This window comes from bacterium (assembly GCA_023150945.1).
Taxonomy (GTDB): domain Bacteria; phylum Zhuqueibacterota; class Zhuqueibacteria; order Zhuqueibacterales; family Zhuqueibacteraceae; genus Coneutiohabitans.
The window spans coordinates 768,296-785,619 of the sequence record JAKLJX010000001.1; the positions used below are offsets into that span (position 1 = coordinate 768,296).

Genomic DNA, 17,324 nt, shown 5'->3' on the forward strand with positions numbered 1-17,324 from the left:
GCCGGCCTTTGTCGGCGCTGCGCCCTCCACCAACACCTGATGCAAGACGGCCGGTCTGTTTTCGCCCTTTCACTCACGCGCTCTTTTCGCGCTCCAGCACGAGGGCGCGCGGGAAGAGCACGTTGTTTTCTTTGTGAACGTGTTGATGCATGTCGCGTTCGAGATAGGCCAGGGCGTCGAGCATGGCGCGGTAGGTGTTGCACGCCCAATCCGGCGGTGTGTAACCGTCGGTGAGTTCTCGCATTCTTTCCAGCGCCGCCCCAGCCTGGTCATGCTCCGCCTCCATTTGCCGAATGGGATTGGCGAGCGAGCCGCAGTGGAACAATGGTGCCGTGGTACTCGCCTCGATTTCCCGCACCATGGGAAACAACATCATCTCCTCTTTCATCATGTGGCTGCTCAACTCTTCGAACAGCGCGACGAAAGCCTCCCGGACCTGCCACAGACGAGGCTCATGCGCGCCGTGAACCGACGCCACTTTTTGCGTCATCGCGTTGAGACGCGGCAGCTCGGAGCGCAGATAGGCGTGATGCGTCTGCTCGATGTGATCGGCCAGTGCTGTGAGCGACATGGCCGCGGCCTCGACGACCGGCGCCTCGCCGGCGGAGGCGGATTGCGCCAGTGCGGCAAGAAAGGCCTGCGGGTCAACGCCCTTCGTGCGGCACGCTTCTGCCAGCGTCTTCTTGCCGCCGCAGCAATAGTCGATGCCCGCCGCTTCAAATACCCGTGCCAGCGCCGGCTGGCGCGTCACGATTTCTCCCACGGTGTCGTGAACTTGCAGTGTCGTCATCAGCTTCTCCTTCTGAAAGTCGTCAATTGTTGTATTCTTCATTTTTTCTGCCACGAATTGTCAACGGTGACAAAGCGCCACGGGCGGCGAATTAATTGCAGCGCCTGGCCCTATCTGAACGCGGCATATTCGTCGGCGATGTAATCCCGCCATTGCTGCGGCACTTGCGCTTCAGGGTAAATGGCGCCCACCGGACAGGCCTCGCGGCAAGCATCACATTCGATGCACTCTTCCGGATTCACATACATTTTGTTTTGCCGGCGCGCGAGCGGCAGCCGGGTTTCTTCCGGCAGATAGATGCAGTTGACCGGGCAAAGCGCGCGGCAGGCGCCATCGACCACGTCAATGCAGGGTTCGGTGATGATATAGGGCATTTGGGTTTCTCATAGTCATCTGTTGTCCGCCGGCATCGCAGGCTGAAGTCATTATTCTCTTCGCGCCTCTTTGCGTCCCTGCACTCTGCCGTACGCTCTGGCTATTTGGAGGCCGCCTCGTGCGGGGCATTTTTTCTTGACCCAAAATACAAAAGGTGCCCGCAAAAGACCTTGACTCAAGTCAAGAAACGGAAATTTCTCAGCCGGCGAGTTCTTGCAGCAGGGAACGGTTTTGGATGATAATCTGTTTACCTTGCACGGCAATGATGCCGCGATTTTCCAAATCGTGGAGTGAGCGGGAGAGCGTTTCGGGAATGGTGCCGAGGAAGGCAGCAAGGTTGGCTTTGGAAACAGGCAGGAGGACAGTGTTGGTGCCGGTGCGCTTCGCCTCGTCCGCCAGATAGCGGGCCAGGCGGGCGGTGACATCTTTGAGCGAGAGAGATTCCACCAAATTCACCAATTGCCGCATGCGTTTGGCAAAGGCGCCGAGCATGCGCATGCAAATCTCGGAACTGCCGCGCAGAAGGTCGAGAAAGGCCTGGCGCGGAATGAACAGCAAGCGGGTGTCTTCCAGCGCCTGCGCGGTCACCGGGTATGGCCCGCCGGTGAAAAGCGGCACGTCGGCAAAAAGCTCGCGCGGTCCGAGCAGATGAATGATCTGCTCTTTGCCTTCGGGACTGGTCTTGAAGACTTTGATGCGGCCGCTGAGCACAAGATACAAGCCGGCATAGGCCTCGCCCTCCATGAAGATCAGGTCATTGCGTTTGTAGCCACGCACGGCGCTTTGCCGCATGAGCTGGCGCAACTCCGCCACACTCAGCGCCGCAAACAGCGGCAAATCGCGGAGGTTGGGTTTGAGTTCGTCGGAAGGCATGGTGCTGGATGCTGGTAACTGGATGCTGGATACTGGATGCTGGTTACTGGATGCTGGTTACTGGATGCTGGTTACTGGATGCTGGTTACTGGATGCTGGTTACTGGATGCTGGTTACTGGATGCTGGTTACTGGATGCTGGTTACTGGATACTGGATGCTGGATGCTGGATGCTGGATGCTGGCCATTTCTCTCAAGCTGATGACGGCGATTCGGCTTCGTGGCGCAATGCTGCAGCCGCGCTGGGTTTTGTCACCAGGCGTTTTATTCCTTTGCGGCCGTCACCGGCAGGCTGGTATTGAATCCTGATTTTGGAATGCACCCAGCCGTTTTCCTCATAGAGCTGAAAGCTGTAGCCGCCTTCAAACATGATCGCTAGCCTTTGCCGCAAGTTCTCCAGTGAGGTGCCATGCACCTCCTCGTGTCCCTCCGTGCGGGCACGCGGCACCAAGTTGCCGGTGTTGGACACGTCGATCGACAGCGTCGCCTCCTGCCAGATGATCGCAACCACCACCTGCAGCGGCAGGCTGCTGGTTTGCATGCCGTACTTGATGGCGTTTTCCACCAGCGGCTGAAACAGAAATGCCGGCACCGTGCATCTGCGCGCGGCCTCGTCGATGGCGAAGGAGACCTGCAATGAATCGCCGAAGCGGATCTTCTCGATGTGCAGATAGTTTTCGACCGCCTTGATTTCCTCATCGAGCGAGGCCGTGACCTTGTTGAAATTGAGCAGGGTATAGCGGAAAAACTCCGACAACTCCGTGATCATCTGCCAGGCGCGCTCCTTGTCGAGCAGGATCATCGAGCGGATGGAATTGTGCGCATTGAACAGGAAGTGCGGGTTCATCTGATAGCGCAGCAGTTGCAATTGCGCAAGATTGGCGAGAGAGGTGGCGTGCAGCGCGTTTCTTTTCTGCATTTGATAATCATAAAAATGCTTGATGATCAACAGCGCCAGCGCGAGCGCCAGGACCTTGAACCACCAGGTTTGCCAAAACGGCGGCGTGATGGTCACGCGCAGCTCGGCGCCCTGCTCATTCCACACGCCGTCGTTGTTTGCCGCCTTGACGCGAAACGTGTAGGTCCCGGGATTGAGATTGGTGTAGGTCGCAAAGCGCCGGTTGGCCACCATGTTCCAATCCGCATCGAATCCCTCCATCTTGTAGGCGTATTGGTTGTGGGCACTGACGGCGTAATTCAGTGCTGCAAATTCGAACGAAAAAACCGAGTGCCGGTGCGACAGCGTGATTTCCCTGGTTTCGGTGATGGATTTCTGCAAAATGCCGTCCGGCCCGCCGATCTCCACCGGCTTGTTGAAGACGTTCAAGCGCGTGATTACCACCGGCGGCACATAGGCATTCTGGCGGATGTTTTCGGGATAGAAGGCGGTGACGCCGTTGATGCCGCCGAAAAACATCTCGCCGCTGCGGGTCTTGAGAAAGGCATCGTAACAAAATTGATCGCTCTGCAGACCGCTGGCGTGGTAGTAGGTTTTGATCGCGCCGGTGTGCGGATTGAATTTGACCAGCCCGTTGGTCGTGCTCAACCAGAGATTGCGTTGCTGGTCTTGCAGAATGCCGTAGATGACATTGCTCGGCAGACCCTCCTGCATGGTGTAGGCTTTGAAGCTTTCGTCCGCGCGATTGAAATAGTATAAGCCGCCGCCGGTGGTGCCGATCCAAAAATTGCCGGTTTCCTCTTCGAAAATCGGGCGAATCTCGATGGTGATGATATTCTTGATGGGAAGCTGGTAATGCTTGAATTCCCGCGTGGTGCCGTTCCAGCGGCCCAAGCGGCCGCGATTGGAGCCGATCCAAATGTTGCCCTGGCGATCCTGCATGAGCGCGCTAATCATGCGATAGCCGGGAATGCCGATCTCGTGGAAGAAATGACGGAAGCGCCCCGATTTGCGGTCACGAATATCCAGGCCGCCTTCGAACGTTCCCACCCAGAGATCGCCCTGTTTGTCCAGCAGCATGGCCATCACATCATTGTCCGCCAGACTGGTGGAATCATCCGGGCGGTTTTGATAATGAACAAAGCGTTTTGTGCGGCGGTCGAAATAATTAAGCCCGCCATGAAAAGTGCCGACCCAAAGATTTCCGCCCTGCTCTTCGAGTACGGCCTTGATGTTGTTGACGCTCAGGCTGTGCGGATTCCGGCTGTCGTGCATGTAATAGGTGAACAATCCGGATTCGCGCTCGAGCTGATTCAGCCCGCCCTCTTCGGTGCCGAACCACAAATCGCCGGAGCGATCCTCCAGAATCGCATACACGACTTTGTTGTTTAGAAAGCGGCGGTCATTGGCTTTGGCCTGATAATGCACAAAGCTGGCGATGTTGGTGTTGATGAAATTCAGCCCGTCGCGTGTGCCCACCCAGAAATCGCCCCTGGCGTCCCGCAACAGGCATTGCACGGAATTGTGGCTCAAGCTGTACGGATCGTTGGGATCGTGCTGGTAATGCACAAAGCGCTGCGTCGCGGGGTCAAACGCGTACAATCCGCTGCGATTGCCGACCCACAAGCGGTTTTCGTCCGCGGTGAGAATGGCGCGGATGGTATTGCTCTCAGAATGGTCTTTCTGCGGGAAGAAGCGGCGGAAGGACCTCCGGCTGCGGTCCAGCAGATTGAGGCCGCCGAAAGTCGTGCCGATCCACAAATTGCCCTGCGCATCCTCGTGGATCGAACGAACATCGTTGTCGCCCAGGCTGGCGGGATTGTTGGGATCGTTTTCAAAGCAAGTGAACTGCCGGCGCGCGCGGTCAAACAGCCACAGCCCGTGGTTCTGCGTGCCCACCCACAGACTGCCCTGCCGGTCGGCATGGACGACGTTGACGATCTTCTCGCGCGCCGGGGCGTGCGCGAGATGGCCGGGAACGAAATTGGTCGCGGTGCCCTCGGCGTAGTCGAAAAGATCCAGCCCGTTGCTCGTGCCCAGCCACAAGTTGCCGTGCTGATCTTCGATGATGGCATTGACATCCTGGCCGCTGATTCTGATCGGGGAGGAAGAATCCGGCGTAAAATGCCGGAAGGTGTTGGTGTCGCGATCAAGAAGATTCACCCCGCCGCCTTCGGTTCCAATCCAAAGATTGCCTTTGCTGTCCTCCATCACCACGCGCACGAGCTGCGCCGACAAGCCCTGCGCCTCGTTGGGCTTCCAGCGATAGACGGTGAATTCATACCCGTCGAATTTGTTCAAGCCGTCGTTGGTTCCCAGCCACAGAAATCCGCGCTGATCCTGAAATATGCTGTTGACCTTGCTGTGTGACAGCCCGTCTTCAATGGAGAAACACTCGAATTTGAGATCGTTTTCCTGGGCCGGAAGAGGGGAGAACAAGCCGAAGGCCAACATGCCGAGGAGAGCGGCCATGCCGGCCCGGCGCCGTTGCTCCGAATGCCGCGCCATTTGACCTGCGGTTCGAGCAGCGCGTTTGGGATGAATGAGCATTCGCTGCCGTTCAGTGGTCGTATCGACACCAAATAGTCTTGCCCTGCGCACGCGGCGCCGCAGGCCTGAAGCCGCCGTCTGGGTATTGCGTTCACATGTCATTTTCGTACCCGTTTTCACAGGCTGGTTCGCCCGGCAATTTAACACTTTTTGCAGCGATGTCAATGAATTCCCCTGACCGTTCATCCCGCCCATTTGCCGCTCGCACGTTCGCGGTTGCGCACTCGGCACCGGCGTGCTATGTTGCGCGAGCAGTGATGCTTGCAGCGGAAATTTCACGACATGTTGCGGGAGATAGCGAATGCGCTAGTCCGGATCAACCTCATGAAAACCTTCAAAACGCTCATCGTGGACGATGAGTGGCTCATTCGTTTGGAATTGAAGCGCCTGCTGAGCGAATACCCCAACATCATCGTTGTGGGAGAAGCGGCAAACCTGACGGAGGCCACGCGGGCAGTTGATGAACAGAAACCTGATCTCATTTTCCTGGATATTCAGATGCCGGGAGGATCAGGTTTTGATTTTTTGGAGCAAGTCCAGGGCGATTTCAAGATCATCTTCGTGACGGCTTTCACACACCACCGGCAAAACGCGGGAAAATACCGGGCGGTTGACTATCTGTTGAAACCGATCAGCAAGGAAAGGCTGGCCCGCGCCCTCCAAGAATTGATGAATTCCGCCGGCGATTAGACGTGCGGTGACGTTGCTTCAAATTCCGACGTCCGCTGCCGGCAGGTTTGGACTCGAGAGGAAGCAAAATGAAAACACCACGTGCTCGCAAAACCTGGGCATGGTTGTTCCTCCTGGCGGCAACGCCGGTTTTTGCGCAGAGCACTCTGCGCGGCGTTGTCAGCGATTCAGCCACGGCGGAAAAGCTGCCGGGCGCCAGCGTCTACCTGGTGGGAACCGCTCTGGGCAGCGCCACCAATTTGGAGGGTGCCTATCGCATCGATCGCATCCCCGCCGGAACCTACACGCTGCGCGTCTCCTACATCGGTTATCGATCGCGCGATTTGCCGGTGACCCTCGCCGCCAATACTTCACTTGTGAGCGACATCAAATTGACCGCTGAAATTCTGCAGGGCGCAGAGATTACGGTCACCGGCCAGGCGGTGGGCCAGGCTGCGGCCATCAATCAGCAGCGCACAGCGCCCACCATCATCAATGTCGTTTCCGAGGAGAAAATCCGGGAATTGCCGGATGCCAATGCCGCCGAATCCATTGGCCGCCTGCCCGGCGTTTCGTTGTTACGTTCCGGCGGCGAAGCGAACAAAGTCATTCTGCGCGGTCTGGAGGACAAGTTCACCGTCATCACCATCGATGGCGTGAAAATTCCAGCCACGGATGCCACCAGCCGCGGCGTCGATTTGAGCACGTTGTCGCAAAGCTCGCTGGCCGGAATCGAATTGTACAAAGCGTCAACACCGGACAAGGACGGCGACGCGCTGGCCGGCAGCATTAACCTGGTCACCAAGACGGCGCCGGAAAGCAGAAACATCAAAGTTGATGCAAAGGGCGATTACAACAGGCTGATGAAGTCCGCCGAGCAGTATGATTTTTCGCTGCACTACGGCGAGAGGTTTCTCAACAATGTTCTCGGCGTGCAATTGGCCGGGAATCTTGAAAAACGCCTCCGCAGCAATGAGCGAATCAATGTCGATTACGCGAATCTGCAATATCAGAGCTTCTACCTCGACAATTTCCTGCTCGAGTTCACGGACGAAGTCAGAAAGCGGGATGGCTTCAGCGTGTTGTTGGATGTCAACACGCCGGATAACGGCACGATTCGCTGCAACAATGTTTTTGGCCGCACCAAAAGAGATTACCTTTGGTCTACCCGGGACTATCCGGCAGTCGGCGGCGGCAGCGAGTCGGGCGCGCCGGTTTATAATTATCGCGACCGCGAACAGGAGATCAACACCTTCAGCAGCTCGATTCGCGGCGATAATAGTCTGCTTGGTTTGAATCTGGCTTGGGGTGTCTCGTTCGGGCAGTCGGAGTCCGACTATCCTTTTGACTATGAAGCAAGCTTTGTCGAGCGGCCGGGTATGCGGCCGACGCCGACCAATTTGCAGGACCACCCGGAGCAGTTGATCGATTATGCCATCAATGATTTTTCTGCGGCGGGATTGTCCTGGGCTTACTTCCGCAAACAGCGCAATTTTGACAAGGAGCGGACCGCGTTCCTGGATGTTGCGCGCAAGTATCTGTTGGGCAGCAGGATTTCGGGCGAGGTAAAAATTGGAGGAAAATACAAAACCAGAGACCGCTCAAATGTCCGCACTGAAGACTTCACGCCTTATTATCTGGGCAGATGGCAGCGTTATGAATTACTGCCGGATGGGACGTTCCGGCCCAAGGATTTCACCGGCACGCCTTTCGAAAATTGGCTGAACGCCGGCGGCGGCGGCTTTACGCCGATGTCCTTGTTCTTTGACGATCCGGTTGCACGTGACGTGTACGGCTCCTACCGCTTGAATCCGCTCCTCGACAGAGACCGGCTGCGGCAGTGGTATGAACTGAACCGATACGGCATCGACGTCACGCGTAATCAATTCGAAGTGTGGACGAATCCCCTCATCCGATATGATGACTATGACGTCACCGAGCGCATCGGCGCCGGCTATATCATGAACACACTCAATCTCGGGCAAAAAGTCACCGTGATCGGCGGATTGCGCATCGAGAACGAAGACAACGACTATGCATCCAAGTTCATGCCGCAATCCGTCGGCGGCTTTCCGGTCACGGCCAGCTCCATCAGAGATACGACTTCCTCCTCCGCTCAGACTGTAATTCTCCCCAACCTCAATCTCGCCGTTTCACCGCTGGACTTCATGAAGGTACGCGTCGCCGCCTACAAAGCACTGGCGCGCCCGGATTTTAATATGAGATTGGAGAGATACATTGCCGGCCGCCCGGCCGAAGTCGGATCGCAATTGCAGGTCTTTGTCGGCAATCCCAAGCTCAAAACCGCCCGCGCCTGGAATTATGAATTGAACACCTCTTTCTTCAGCAACACGATCGGATTGATTTCTTTGTCGGCGTATTACAAAGAAATCGCCGACATGTATCACATGCTGAACAATTTCAACACGACTGCCGTGCGCGATGCGCAAGGCGCGCTGCAAGATACGCTCATGCAGCGCTTTGGCATTGCCTGGCCAAGCCAGATGGGCGCCGCGCCCTACAATCTGACGCTGCCCTACAATTCCCCCAGACCTACGAAGGTATGGGGATTCGAATTCGAGCATCAGATCAGTTTTCGTTTCCTGCCGGGTTTGCTGAAGAACATCGTGTTGTCTTACAATGCTTCCATCGTACGGTCAGAGGCCTTTATTTGGATCTCGCGAATTGATTCCGTTTTCTATGATCCGCCCGGACCGATTCCACCCACGTGGCGGAAATTCACCGTTCTTGCGGAAAGAAAGCAAAAATTGGAGGGCATGCCGGAATTCTTTGGCAACGTTGCACTGGGCTATGATCTCGGCAGATTCTCAGGAAGGATTTCCGTCTTTCATCAAGGTGAGCACAACGTGTCCTATTCTGCCGGCGGCTTGTCGGACCAGATCACCATGGCCTTCACGCGCGTCGATTTGACCCTGAAGCAGGGCCTCACCGACAATCTCGCCTTGCTACTGAACATCAGCAATGCCACGGATCTTGAAGACGGCAGTGTGATCAACAACAGCTCGCCCGACCAGGGCGTGTTCAATCGCCGGCTCTTCAATCAAAGCGAAAAATACGGCTTGACCGCCGACTTCGGTTTGACGTGGCAATTGCAGTGACAGCAGGTGACACCCAGAAAAGCATGCGGGTACCGTACACGCAACTCCCATTACCCCAATCAACCAGAGGAGACTCTGATGCGCCACTTGAAATTAGACACAATTGTTGCTGCGGCGTTCCTTCTGGCCGCGTCTCTCTATGGCCAGGACGTCGTCATTCCCCTGACGCCGACGGACGGCACGGCGGCGACGCACGTCAACACGCAGATTCTGGCGGACACCGTCATTGCGGGCGGGTTCAAAGCCAACCGCGTCTATGAATTGCAGCGGGATGGCGTCTATCTGCACAATGCGGTGGTAACCGTTCCTGCGGGGCAGACGCTGCGTTTGCGCGCGGCCGCGGGCGCCGGCAAGAAGCCGATCATTTACCTTTGGGAAACCGGCACCGGCGGAACGCCGACCCGACCGCCGGGCAATTTTGTGGTGCTGAACGGCGGCCACTTGGACATCAAGGAGGTTTGCATTGCCGGTTTCTATGAGCCGGAGCCTGATCGCGTCGACGGCGTACAAGGCGGCTTGATCAACACGACGGCCATCGGCTCGTCGATCGTGCTGGACGGCGTGGTTTTGTCGAATATCAACGGCCAGCATGTTCGCACCGGATTCAACACCACCAAGGTGAAAGTCACGAACTCGATTTTTGCGAACATGGGCGCGTTGACGACTTCGAATCTCGGCGCCGGCAAAGGCATTGATTTGCGCGAAGCGGCCTGCGACTCCCTGATTATCGTCAACAACACGTTCGTGAATTTTCAGGATCGCGCCATCCGGCACTATAATTTTGCCAATCCGCAAGCGGGCACGGGCGAGATCAAGTACGGCCGGATCGACCACAACACGTTCATCAACGGCATGGGCTTCCACGGGCTGTTGTCGCTCGGCAATGTCGGCCCGGAGATCATCATCACCAACAACCTGTTTGTCGATGCGTTTGCGCTCGGCGAAGATTCCACCGATGCCACGCGCGCGGCGGAATGGGCCAACACCGGCGAGATCTATCCCAACGGCAGAAACCGCATCACTTGGATTTTCACCGCGCCGAATACCACGACGCAATGGCAGGTGAGCAACAACTACTACACGATCAGCGATTCGGGCTGGGCTTTCTTGAATGGCTTTGGCTATCCGCCCGGCTCGCCGCTGTCGTATCACATCAACAGCCGGCTGGGCGCGGACTCGGTGAAGGCCTTCACGATGACGACGCTCAAACTGGGCAACACGCCGCGGCTGATGACGAACATGATGCGCTGGTACGAAAGCCCGACCGGCGGCAACCGCTCGAAGAACACGCCGGGCGCCGTTTTCAACCGCAACACCGATGATTACGACCGCCGCCCGATCGAGTATTATCGCGACGAATTGGATGCAACCTATTCGACCGCGTCAGCCGCCTATACCGGCGCCAAAGGCAATTTCCCGGCCGGTGACTTGAACTGGTTCCCCGACAAGAAGGCAGAGTGGGAAGATTACATTACGGGCGTGAGTCAGAAGCATCCCAGAACCGTTGCTACCGGTTTCGTTCTCGAACAGAATTATCCCAACCCGTTCAATCCCTCGACCAGCATCGCCTTCGCACTTGCCAAAACCGGCGAGGTGAGGCTGGAGATTTACAACGCGCTCGGCCAGCGCCTCGCCACGCTGGTCAATGGCAAGCTGCCCGCCGGCCAGCACCAGGTCGTGTGGGATGCGCAGAATGTGCCCTCCGGAATCTATTTCTACAAACTCGAAGCCGGCGCCTATCAGCAAACGCGCAAAATGATTTTGATGAAATAGGACCCGTTGACCTCCCTTCGCTCGACCGGCCGGCTGCACTGCGCAGCCGGCCGGCCAAGTGCTTCATGCGGAGGAACGCTGCCGCGGCGCAAATCTTGGCAGCTCTCCTTGCTCAATCGCCTTCGGAACGCCGATGACCGCACGACTCCGGCAACTTTCGCAGCACTGCCGGCAAGTGAATCAAGCTTGCTTTGCACTTCTTTTTTCGTTCTGGCCGCAGGCATGTAGTGCGTCGCTGTGGGCATGCGTGATTGTTGCGACGCTGCTGCAGGCTGGCCTCGCGCAACCGCTGGCCTTTCCCGGGGCCGAGGGTTTTGGCCGTTACACCAGTGGCGGCCGCGGCGGCAAAGTCCTCGCCGTCACCAATCTGCATGACAGCGGCGCAGGCAGCTTGCGCGCGGCGGTTACGGCGCGCGGCGCCAGAACCATCGTCTTTCACGTTTCCGGCACCATTGCTCTGCGCTCCGCCCTGCGCATCAAGAATGGCGATCTCACCATTGCCGGGCAAACCGCACCCGGTGACGGCATTTGCCTCCGTGATTATCCTCTGAGCATCACTGCGGACAATGTCATCATTCGTTTTCTCCGCATTCGATTGGGAGATGTGAACCGGTTGCAAGAAGATGCCGTTTCGTGTCTCGGCCAAAGGAATATCATCATTGATCATTGTTCGATGAGCTGGGGCATCGACGAAGTGGCTTCGTTCTATGACAATGAAAATGCCACCGTGCAATGGTGCTTGATCGGCGAGAGCCTGAATGACTCTTATCACCGCAAAGGCAAGCACGGCTATGCCGGCATTTGGGGCGGCAAAGGTGTGACATTTCATCACAATCTCCTGGCGCACAACTCCAATCGCAACCCGCGCTTCAACGGCAGCCGCACGCATGGCGCGCCCGAAAAAGAGCTGGTCGATTTTCGCAACAACGTGATCTACAACTGGGGCGAGAACAGCGCCTACGGCGGCGAGGCCGGCAACCACAATCTCGTCGCGAACTATTATAAATTCGGACCGGCAACCGGTCACACCAAGAATCGCATCGTCGAGCCTTATGATGCCAAAGGCCGCTGGTATGTTGCGGACAACGAGGTGTATGGTTTTCCCGAGGTCACCACAGATAATTGGGCCGGCGTGCAGGGCAAGTTTGGCGCGTTGGGCAGGGTGGAGGCGCCGTTTCCCGTTGCGCCGGTTGTGACGCACTCTGCGGAAGCGGCTTTGGCATTGGTGCTCGCGTCAGCCGGCGCGTTGCTGCCCAAGCGCGACACGGTTGACGCGCGTATTGTCGCGGAAGTTCGTACCGGCACAGCGAGATTCGGCAACGGCGGCCTGGGCCTCATTGATTCGCAAAATCAGGTTGGTGGCTGGCCCGTGTTGCATTCCGCGCCCGCGCCCGAAGATGAAGACCGTGACGGCATGGCCGACGAATGGGAACGCCGCCACGGCCTCGATCCCGCGAATCCCGAAGATCGCAACCGCGACTTCAACGGCGACGGGCATACTAATTTGGAAAAATACTTGAACAACCTGGCGCAGCCCGCCGGCGGGCGTGCGGCCACCATATCTGACAGCACGACCACCGTTCAAGGTGAGAAACAATGAAAGACTCGGCGCGTGCTTTTGCTTTTCTCTGCCTGTTTCCCGGCATTGCATTCAACCAGACGAACATGAACACTTCCAAAAACAAACTCATCGTGCATGCGGATTCCGGCAGGCATATCATCAGCCGGCATATCTACGGCCAATTCAGCGAACACTTGGGCCGGGGCATTTATGAAGGCATTTGGGTCGGCGAAGACTCTCCCATTCCCAACACGCGCGGTATTCGCAATGATGTCGTCGCGGCATTGAAGCACATCAAAGTGCCCAGCCTGCGCTGGCCGGGCGGTTGTTTTGCGGATGAGTATCACTGGCGCGACGGCATCGGCCCGCGCGAGCAGCGACCCACAATGATCAACACGCACTGGGGCGGCGTGATCGAGGACAACAGTTTTGGCACGCACGAATTTCTCGATCTGTGCGAGCAATTGGGCACGGAACCGTACATCTGCGGCAACGTCGGCAGCGGCAGCGTGGAAGAAATGTCGAAATGGGTGGAGTACCTCACGTTCGATGGCGTCAGTCCGATGGCGGATTTGCGCCGCAAAAACGGCCGCGACAAACCGTGGAAGGTGAAGTATTGGGGTGTCGGTAATGAAAATTGGGGCTGCGGCGGCAACATGACGGCCGAGTTTTATGCCGATCTGTATAGACGATACGCCACCTACTGCCGTAATTATGGCGACAATCATCTTTTCAAAATCGCCGGCGGCGCCGCCGGAGGTGATTTTAGTTGGACGGAAGTATTGATGAAAAAAGTCACGCGACAACAAATGAGCGGGCTTTCGCTGCACCATTATTTTGTGAATGGCACCTGGGAGAAAAAGAAATCCGCCACCGTGTTCGACGAGAGTGAATACTTCACCTTGATCGAATCGTGTCTGGCGCTCGATGATCTGCTCGCCGGTCACATCAAAATCATGGATCAGTATGACCCCGAAAACCGCATCGGCTTGATGGTGGATGAATGGGGCGTTTGGCATCAGGGCGAACCGGGCTCGAACCCGGGCTTTCTTTATCAACAGAACACCTTGCGTGATGCCTTTGCCGCGGCGCTGTCGCTCAACCTGTTTCACAAATACGGCCAGCGCGTTCAAATGGCCAACATTGCGCAGACCGTGAATGTGCTGCAGGCGATGATTCTGACGGATCAAGAGAAAATGATTCTAACGCCGACGTACCATGTTTTCGATCTCTACCAAGTTCATCAGGACGCGCTGTACCTGCCTTCGGAGTTGCAGACGGAGAACTACGAACACAACGGCAAAAGTATGCCCGCGCTCAGCGTCTCGTGCTCGCGGACGCAAGCGGGCAGCATTACCATCAGTATCGTGAATGTGCATCCACATGAGAACATGCCGCTCGAGTGTGAATTGCGCGGCGCTCAGCCGGCGGCCGTTACCGCCAGAATACTGACCGCGCCACAATTGCATTCCCACAACACGTTTGCCCAGCCTGAGAACGTGAAGATTGCCGCGTTCAAGCAGGCTGCAGTGCAGGACGGCATCCTCAAAATCGAGGTGCCGGCCAAGTCGGTAGTTGTGTTGCATATGAATTAGCATCCGTCCGAAAGCGCAGCCTTTTGATGAAAGCGTTCCTGCCGCGGCGTGGCCGTTGCATCAGAAACCTCAGCGTTTCCCCGGTGCTCGATGTTTTGGAAACGTTGGCGCAGCCGCAATCGGATCATCTGAGGTAGGCTTCGGCGTTCGAGGAAACTGACCGGAGGGAGAATGATACAGCAATATCATCCACCGCGCAGCCATGACAAACGCGCGCCGTTTCGAAAGCGAAGCTGCCGCCGGCCGTTGCCGGTGAAGATTGGTGCATTATGGGCGCTGGCAGCGCTTCTGTGGAGTCATCCGCTTGCGGCGCAAAACGTCGGCAAGGTTGCCGGCACGGTCACCGAGGCGGCGAGCGGCAATCCTCTGCCCGGCGCGAATGTTCTCATCACCGGTACCCGCATGGGAGCGGCGGCAGAGGCCAGCGGCGAATACTTTATTCTGAATGTTCCGCCCGGCAAATACGAGCTGCGCGCCAATATGATTGGCTACGAGGCGACCGTCTTCGTGCAGGTGATCGTGAATGCCGGCCGCACCACTACCATCGATTTCAAACTTAGAGAAGAGGTGCTGGAGGGCGAAGAAGTGGTGGTGCAGGCCATCCGGCCCGATGTCGAGTTGGACAAGACTGCCACCAGCGCGATCGTGCGCTTCGACGACGTGCAGACGCTGCCGGGCATTCGCGACATCAGCGACGTCATCAATCTCGCCGCGGATGTGAGTGACGGCCACTTTCGCGGCGGGCGCACGGGCGAGGAGTATTATCTGCTGCAAGGCATGGGTATCGTCAATCCGCTTGATCGTTCCTCCGCGTTTCTGCCGATTATGAGCGGCGTCGAGGAAGTGGAAGTCATCACCAGCGGATTCGGCGCGCAATACGGCAATGCGCAATCCGGCGTGGTGAATATTTCAATGAAAGAGGGCGATCCACAGGTGTGGCGCTCGCGGTTTGAATCACGCCTGCGCGCGCCGGGGAGGCAACATTTCGGGCCGAGCGTCTTCGATCCGAATGCTAACGATTACCTCAGGCTGCTGCGTGATCGTCAGGTGTGGCTGACCGGAGACCCCAGCGCCGATCAAGTGCAGCCCTACTACGGGGCGATGGCCTCGGGACTCACCAGCAGTTTTGCGGGAGATACGCTGGTGCAAGTGGCCGTGGCCCAGGCGCTTTGGGAGCAGACGCGCAGAGACCTCGGGCGAACCTATGGCAATGATCTCGACTACTCTCTCGAAATGGCGACCGGCGGGCCGATCAATGATCGCATGCGCATGTTTCTGGCGTTGCGTTCCAACCGGCAAATGCCCGCTTTCCCCACCGAACAGCCCGATGCTGAGTATCAAGCGATGGGCAATGTGGTTGCCGATATTGGCTCGACGACCACGTTGCGTTTAAGCGGCGGCTTCACTCATTTGGACGACAACGTTTTTCCCGGTGCCAACAGTGTCGGCGGCTATCAGCGCTGGCTGTGGGATCGCATTACCGGCATTCGCGCCAGAAAGCGAGTCAATACCCAACTCGGCGCGCGTTTCACCCACGCCCTCAGCCCGAGTACGTATTATGAATTGAAGCTCAACTCGCTCTTCACCAACAACCGGCAGGGCGCCACTCCTGTTCCCGACGTGCTTCCCCCCTCGGTGGATTTCAATTGGGTGGTCGGCACGATTTCCTACCCGAATAATAATTCTCCGGATCGCCTCAATTATCAAGCGGGATACGACACCTTCACCAAAGAGAAGACGCGCACGATCTCATTTGACGGCGCCTTGACCAGCCAATTGACGCACGCGCACTTGTTTAATGCCGGCGCACAGGTCAATTCCTATCGCATCGACGTGTCCAACTTTCTGAGCGTGCGGTCGAGCCGGCAACTCGAGCGCTACACCGCGCATCCTTTCGAAGCGGCGGCCTTCGCGCAGGACAAGATGGAATTCGAGGGATTGATCGCCAACGTCGGATTGCGCTTTGATATGTGGTACTCGGGCGTGGATTACTTTGTTGATTTCTACACGCCGTTTGGCGATCCCGATTCATTGGGCAGATTCAGTCCCAACAATGCGCAACGGAAAAAGCCGCCGGTTTATGGTCGTCTGCAACCACGCCTGGGTTTTTCTTTTCCGATTTCGGCCAATACCGTGTTTCATCTCAACTACGGCTCTTTCATGCAACGGCCGTCGTTCCAGTACATTGTTTCACAGCGCCTCGGCCAGCGCTTGCACGATCCCGTCATTTTGGGCAACTCCAAACTCGAGCCCGAAACCACGAACAGTTACGATATCGGCGTGGTGCAGGGTTTAGGCGAAGGATTTACACTGGATGTCAGCGGCTACTACAAGGATGTCAAGAATCTCATCCAGCAATCGAATTTCATCGACGACCGGGCGGGTTATCAAGTCAGCTCCTACTTCAATTTGGATTACGCCGACATTCGCGGCTTTCGCATCGCGTTGAGCAAGCGGCGCGGCGCGCTCACCGGCTCGATTAACTATCAATACGGCTATGCCACTGGCAAAAGCGCGACCGCCACTGCTGCCACGCCCATTTTCAATCGTGATACGCTGGGGGTCGTGACGACTGACCTGACCAACGTGCCCACGCGCGATATTCTATTGGATTTTGACCGCACGCACAATGTCGTGATCACCGCAGGCTACGTGACGCGAAATGACTGGGGCCCGTCAGTCTCCGGTTTTCACCCGCTGGCAGATATGAACTTCTCGGTGTACTCTTTGATTCGGAGCGGCAGGCCCTACACCTCGCCCTCCGACATCCGGTTGATCAATGTGAAACGCGCGCCCATGGAGTACAACACGGATTTACGGATAACAAAGTCAATCCGCAATTTCTTCGGTATACCGGCGAATTTGTACGCGGAAGTATTCAATCTCTTTGACAACAAGATCCTCAATTACGATTATCTGTTCGAGCGGCCCACGGCCACCAACCCCAATCTTCCGCTGCAATATTATGAAGAATGGGGCATCGATGACAAAGAAAACGGCATTCGCTATTGGTGGGACAAGGGCAGGCAGGGTCCGTTCAGCGTCGATCAATCGTTTTTGATTTACAGCAATGAGCCACGATCGTTCAGTTTTGGAATTGTATTCGAATTCTAAGAACATAT

Annotated in this window: 10 protein-coding genes and 1 pseudogene; 7 read left to right on the forward strand and 4 right to left on the reverse strand. The window is 56.9% G+C overall.

Features of this window, described 5'->3' with window-relative positions; all coding sequences use genetic code 11:
- Positions 1-73: 73 nt before the first annotated feature.
- The 3 genes from ric to L6R21_02890 form a co-directional block, all read right to left on the reverse strand.
- The gene (gene ric, locus L6R21_02880) at positions 74-832 is read right to left on the reverse strand and encodes an iron-sulfur cluster repair di-iron protein (protein ID MCK6558119.1); all 759 of its coding nucleotides are present in this window, start codon (positions 830-832) and stop codon (positions 74-76) included.
- 68 nt (positions 833-900) lie between these two features.
- Entirely contained in the window at positions 901-1,164 is a 264-nt protein-coding gene (locus tag L6R21_02885) for a 4Fe-4S dicluster domain-containing protein (GenBank protein MCK6558120.1), read from the reverse strand.
- 199 nt (positions 1,165-1,363) lie between these two features.
- Complete coding sequence (locus L6R21_02890) at positions 1,364-2,038, reverse strand: Crp/Fnr family transcriptional regulator (GenBank protein MCK6558121.1); 675 nt, start codon at positions 2,036-2,038, stop codon at positions 1,364-1,366.
- A gap of 8 nt (positions 2,039-2,046) precedes the next feature.
- Here L6R21_02890 and L6R21_02895 point away from each other — a divergent pair.
- Positions 2,047-2,226 (forward strand): annotated as a pseudogene (locus tag L6R21_02895) (hypothetical protein).
- A gap of 4 nt (positions 2,227-2,230) precedes the next feature.
- Here the strand turns inward: L6R21_02895 and L6R21_02900 are convergent.
- Positions 2,231-5,443, reverse strand: coding sequence for a histidine kinase (locus L6R21_02900; protein ID MCK6558122.1), 3,213 nt, complete (start codon positions 5,441-5,443; stop codon positions 2,231-2,233).
- A 366-nt stretch (positions 5,444-5,809) separates the two neighbouring features.
- On the opposite strand from L6R21_02900, the gene L6R21_02905 reads away from it, so the two are divergent.
- From L6R21_02905 to L6R21_02930, 6 genes are all read left to right on the forward strand, one after another.
- Positions 5,810-6,175, forward strand: coding sequence for a response regulator (locus tag L6R21_02905; protein ID MCK6558123.1), 366 nt, complete (start codon positions 5,810-5,812; stop codon positions 6,173-6,175).
- A 68-nt stretch (positions 6,176-6,243) separates the two neighbouring features.
- Positions 6,244-9,273 carry a carboxypeptidase-like regulatory domain-containing protein gene (locus L6R21_02910; protein ID MCK6558124.1) on the forward strand — a complete coding sequence of 1,010 codons (3,030 nt, stop codon included), beginning with the start codon at positions 6,244-6,246 and terminating at the stop codon, positions 9,271-9,273.
- A gap of 87 nt (positions 9,274-9,360) precedes the next feature.
- Positions 9,361-11,046, forward strand: a complete 1,686-nt coding sequence (locus L6R21_02915; GenBank protein MCK6558125.1) for a T9SS type A sorting domain-containing protein — start codon at positions 9,361-9,363, stop codon at positions 11,044-11,046.
- A gap of 247 nt (positions 11,047-11,293) precedes the next feature.
- On the forward strand, positions 11,294-12,646 hold the full coding sequence (locus L6R21_02920) for a pectate lyase (protein ID MCK6558126.1): 1,353 nt from the start codon (positions 11,294-11,296) through the stop codon (positions 12,644-12,646).
- A 65-nt stretch (positions 12,647-12,711) separates the two neighbouring features.
- Complete coding sequence (locus L6R21_02925; GenBank protein MCK6558127.1) at positions 12,712-14,202, forward strand: alpha-N-arabinofuranosidase; 1,491 nt, start codon at positions 12,712-12,714, stop codon at positions 14,200-14,202.
- A gap of 171 nt (positions 14,203-14,373) precedes the next feature.
- The gene (locus tag L6R21_02930; protein MCK6558128.1) at positions 14,374-17,316 is read left to right on the forward strand and encodes a TonB-dependent receptor; all 2,943 of its coding nucleotides are present in this window, start codon (positions 14,374-14,376) and stop codon (positions 17,314-17,316) included.
- The last annotated feature ends 8 nt before the right edge of the window (positions 17,317-17,324 follow it).

Excerpts from the sequence above, each read along its gene's own strand:
- L6R21_02890 (MCK6558121.1), bottom strand. The coding sequence starts at position 2,038 with ATGCCTTCCGACGAACTCAAACCCAACCTCCGCGATTTGCCGCTGTTT.
- L6R21_02885 (MCK6558120.1), bottom strand. The coding sequence starts at position 1,164 with ATGCCCTATATCATCACCGAACCCTGCATTGACGTGGTCGATGGCGCC.
- ric (MCK6558119.1), bottom strand. The coding sequence starts at position 832 with ATGAAGAATACAACAATTGACGACTTTCAGAAGGAGAAGCTGATGACG.
- L6R21_02905 (MCK6558123.1), top strand. The coding sequence starts at position 5,810 with ATGAAAACCTTCAAAACGCTCATCGTGGACGATGAGTGGCTCATTCGT.
- L6R21_02930 (MCK6558128.1), top strand. The coding sequence starts at position 14,374 with ATGATACAGCAATATCATCCACCGCGCAGCCATGACAAACGCGCGCCG.
- L6R21_02910 (MCK6558124.1), top strand. The coding sequence starts at position 6,244 with ATGAAAACACCACGTGCTCGCAAAACCTGGGCATGGTTGTTCCTCCTG.
- L6R21_02925 (MCK6558127.1), top strand. The coding sequence starts at position 12,712 with ATGAACACTTCCAAAAACAAACTCATCGTGCATGCGGATTCCGGCAGG.
- L6R21_02900 (MCK6558122.1), bottom strand. The coding sequence starts at position 5,443 with ATGGCGCGGCATTCGGAGCAACGGCGCCGGGCCGGCATGGCCGCTCTC.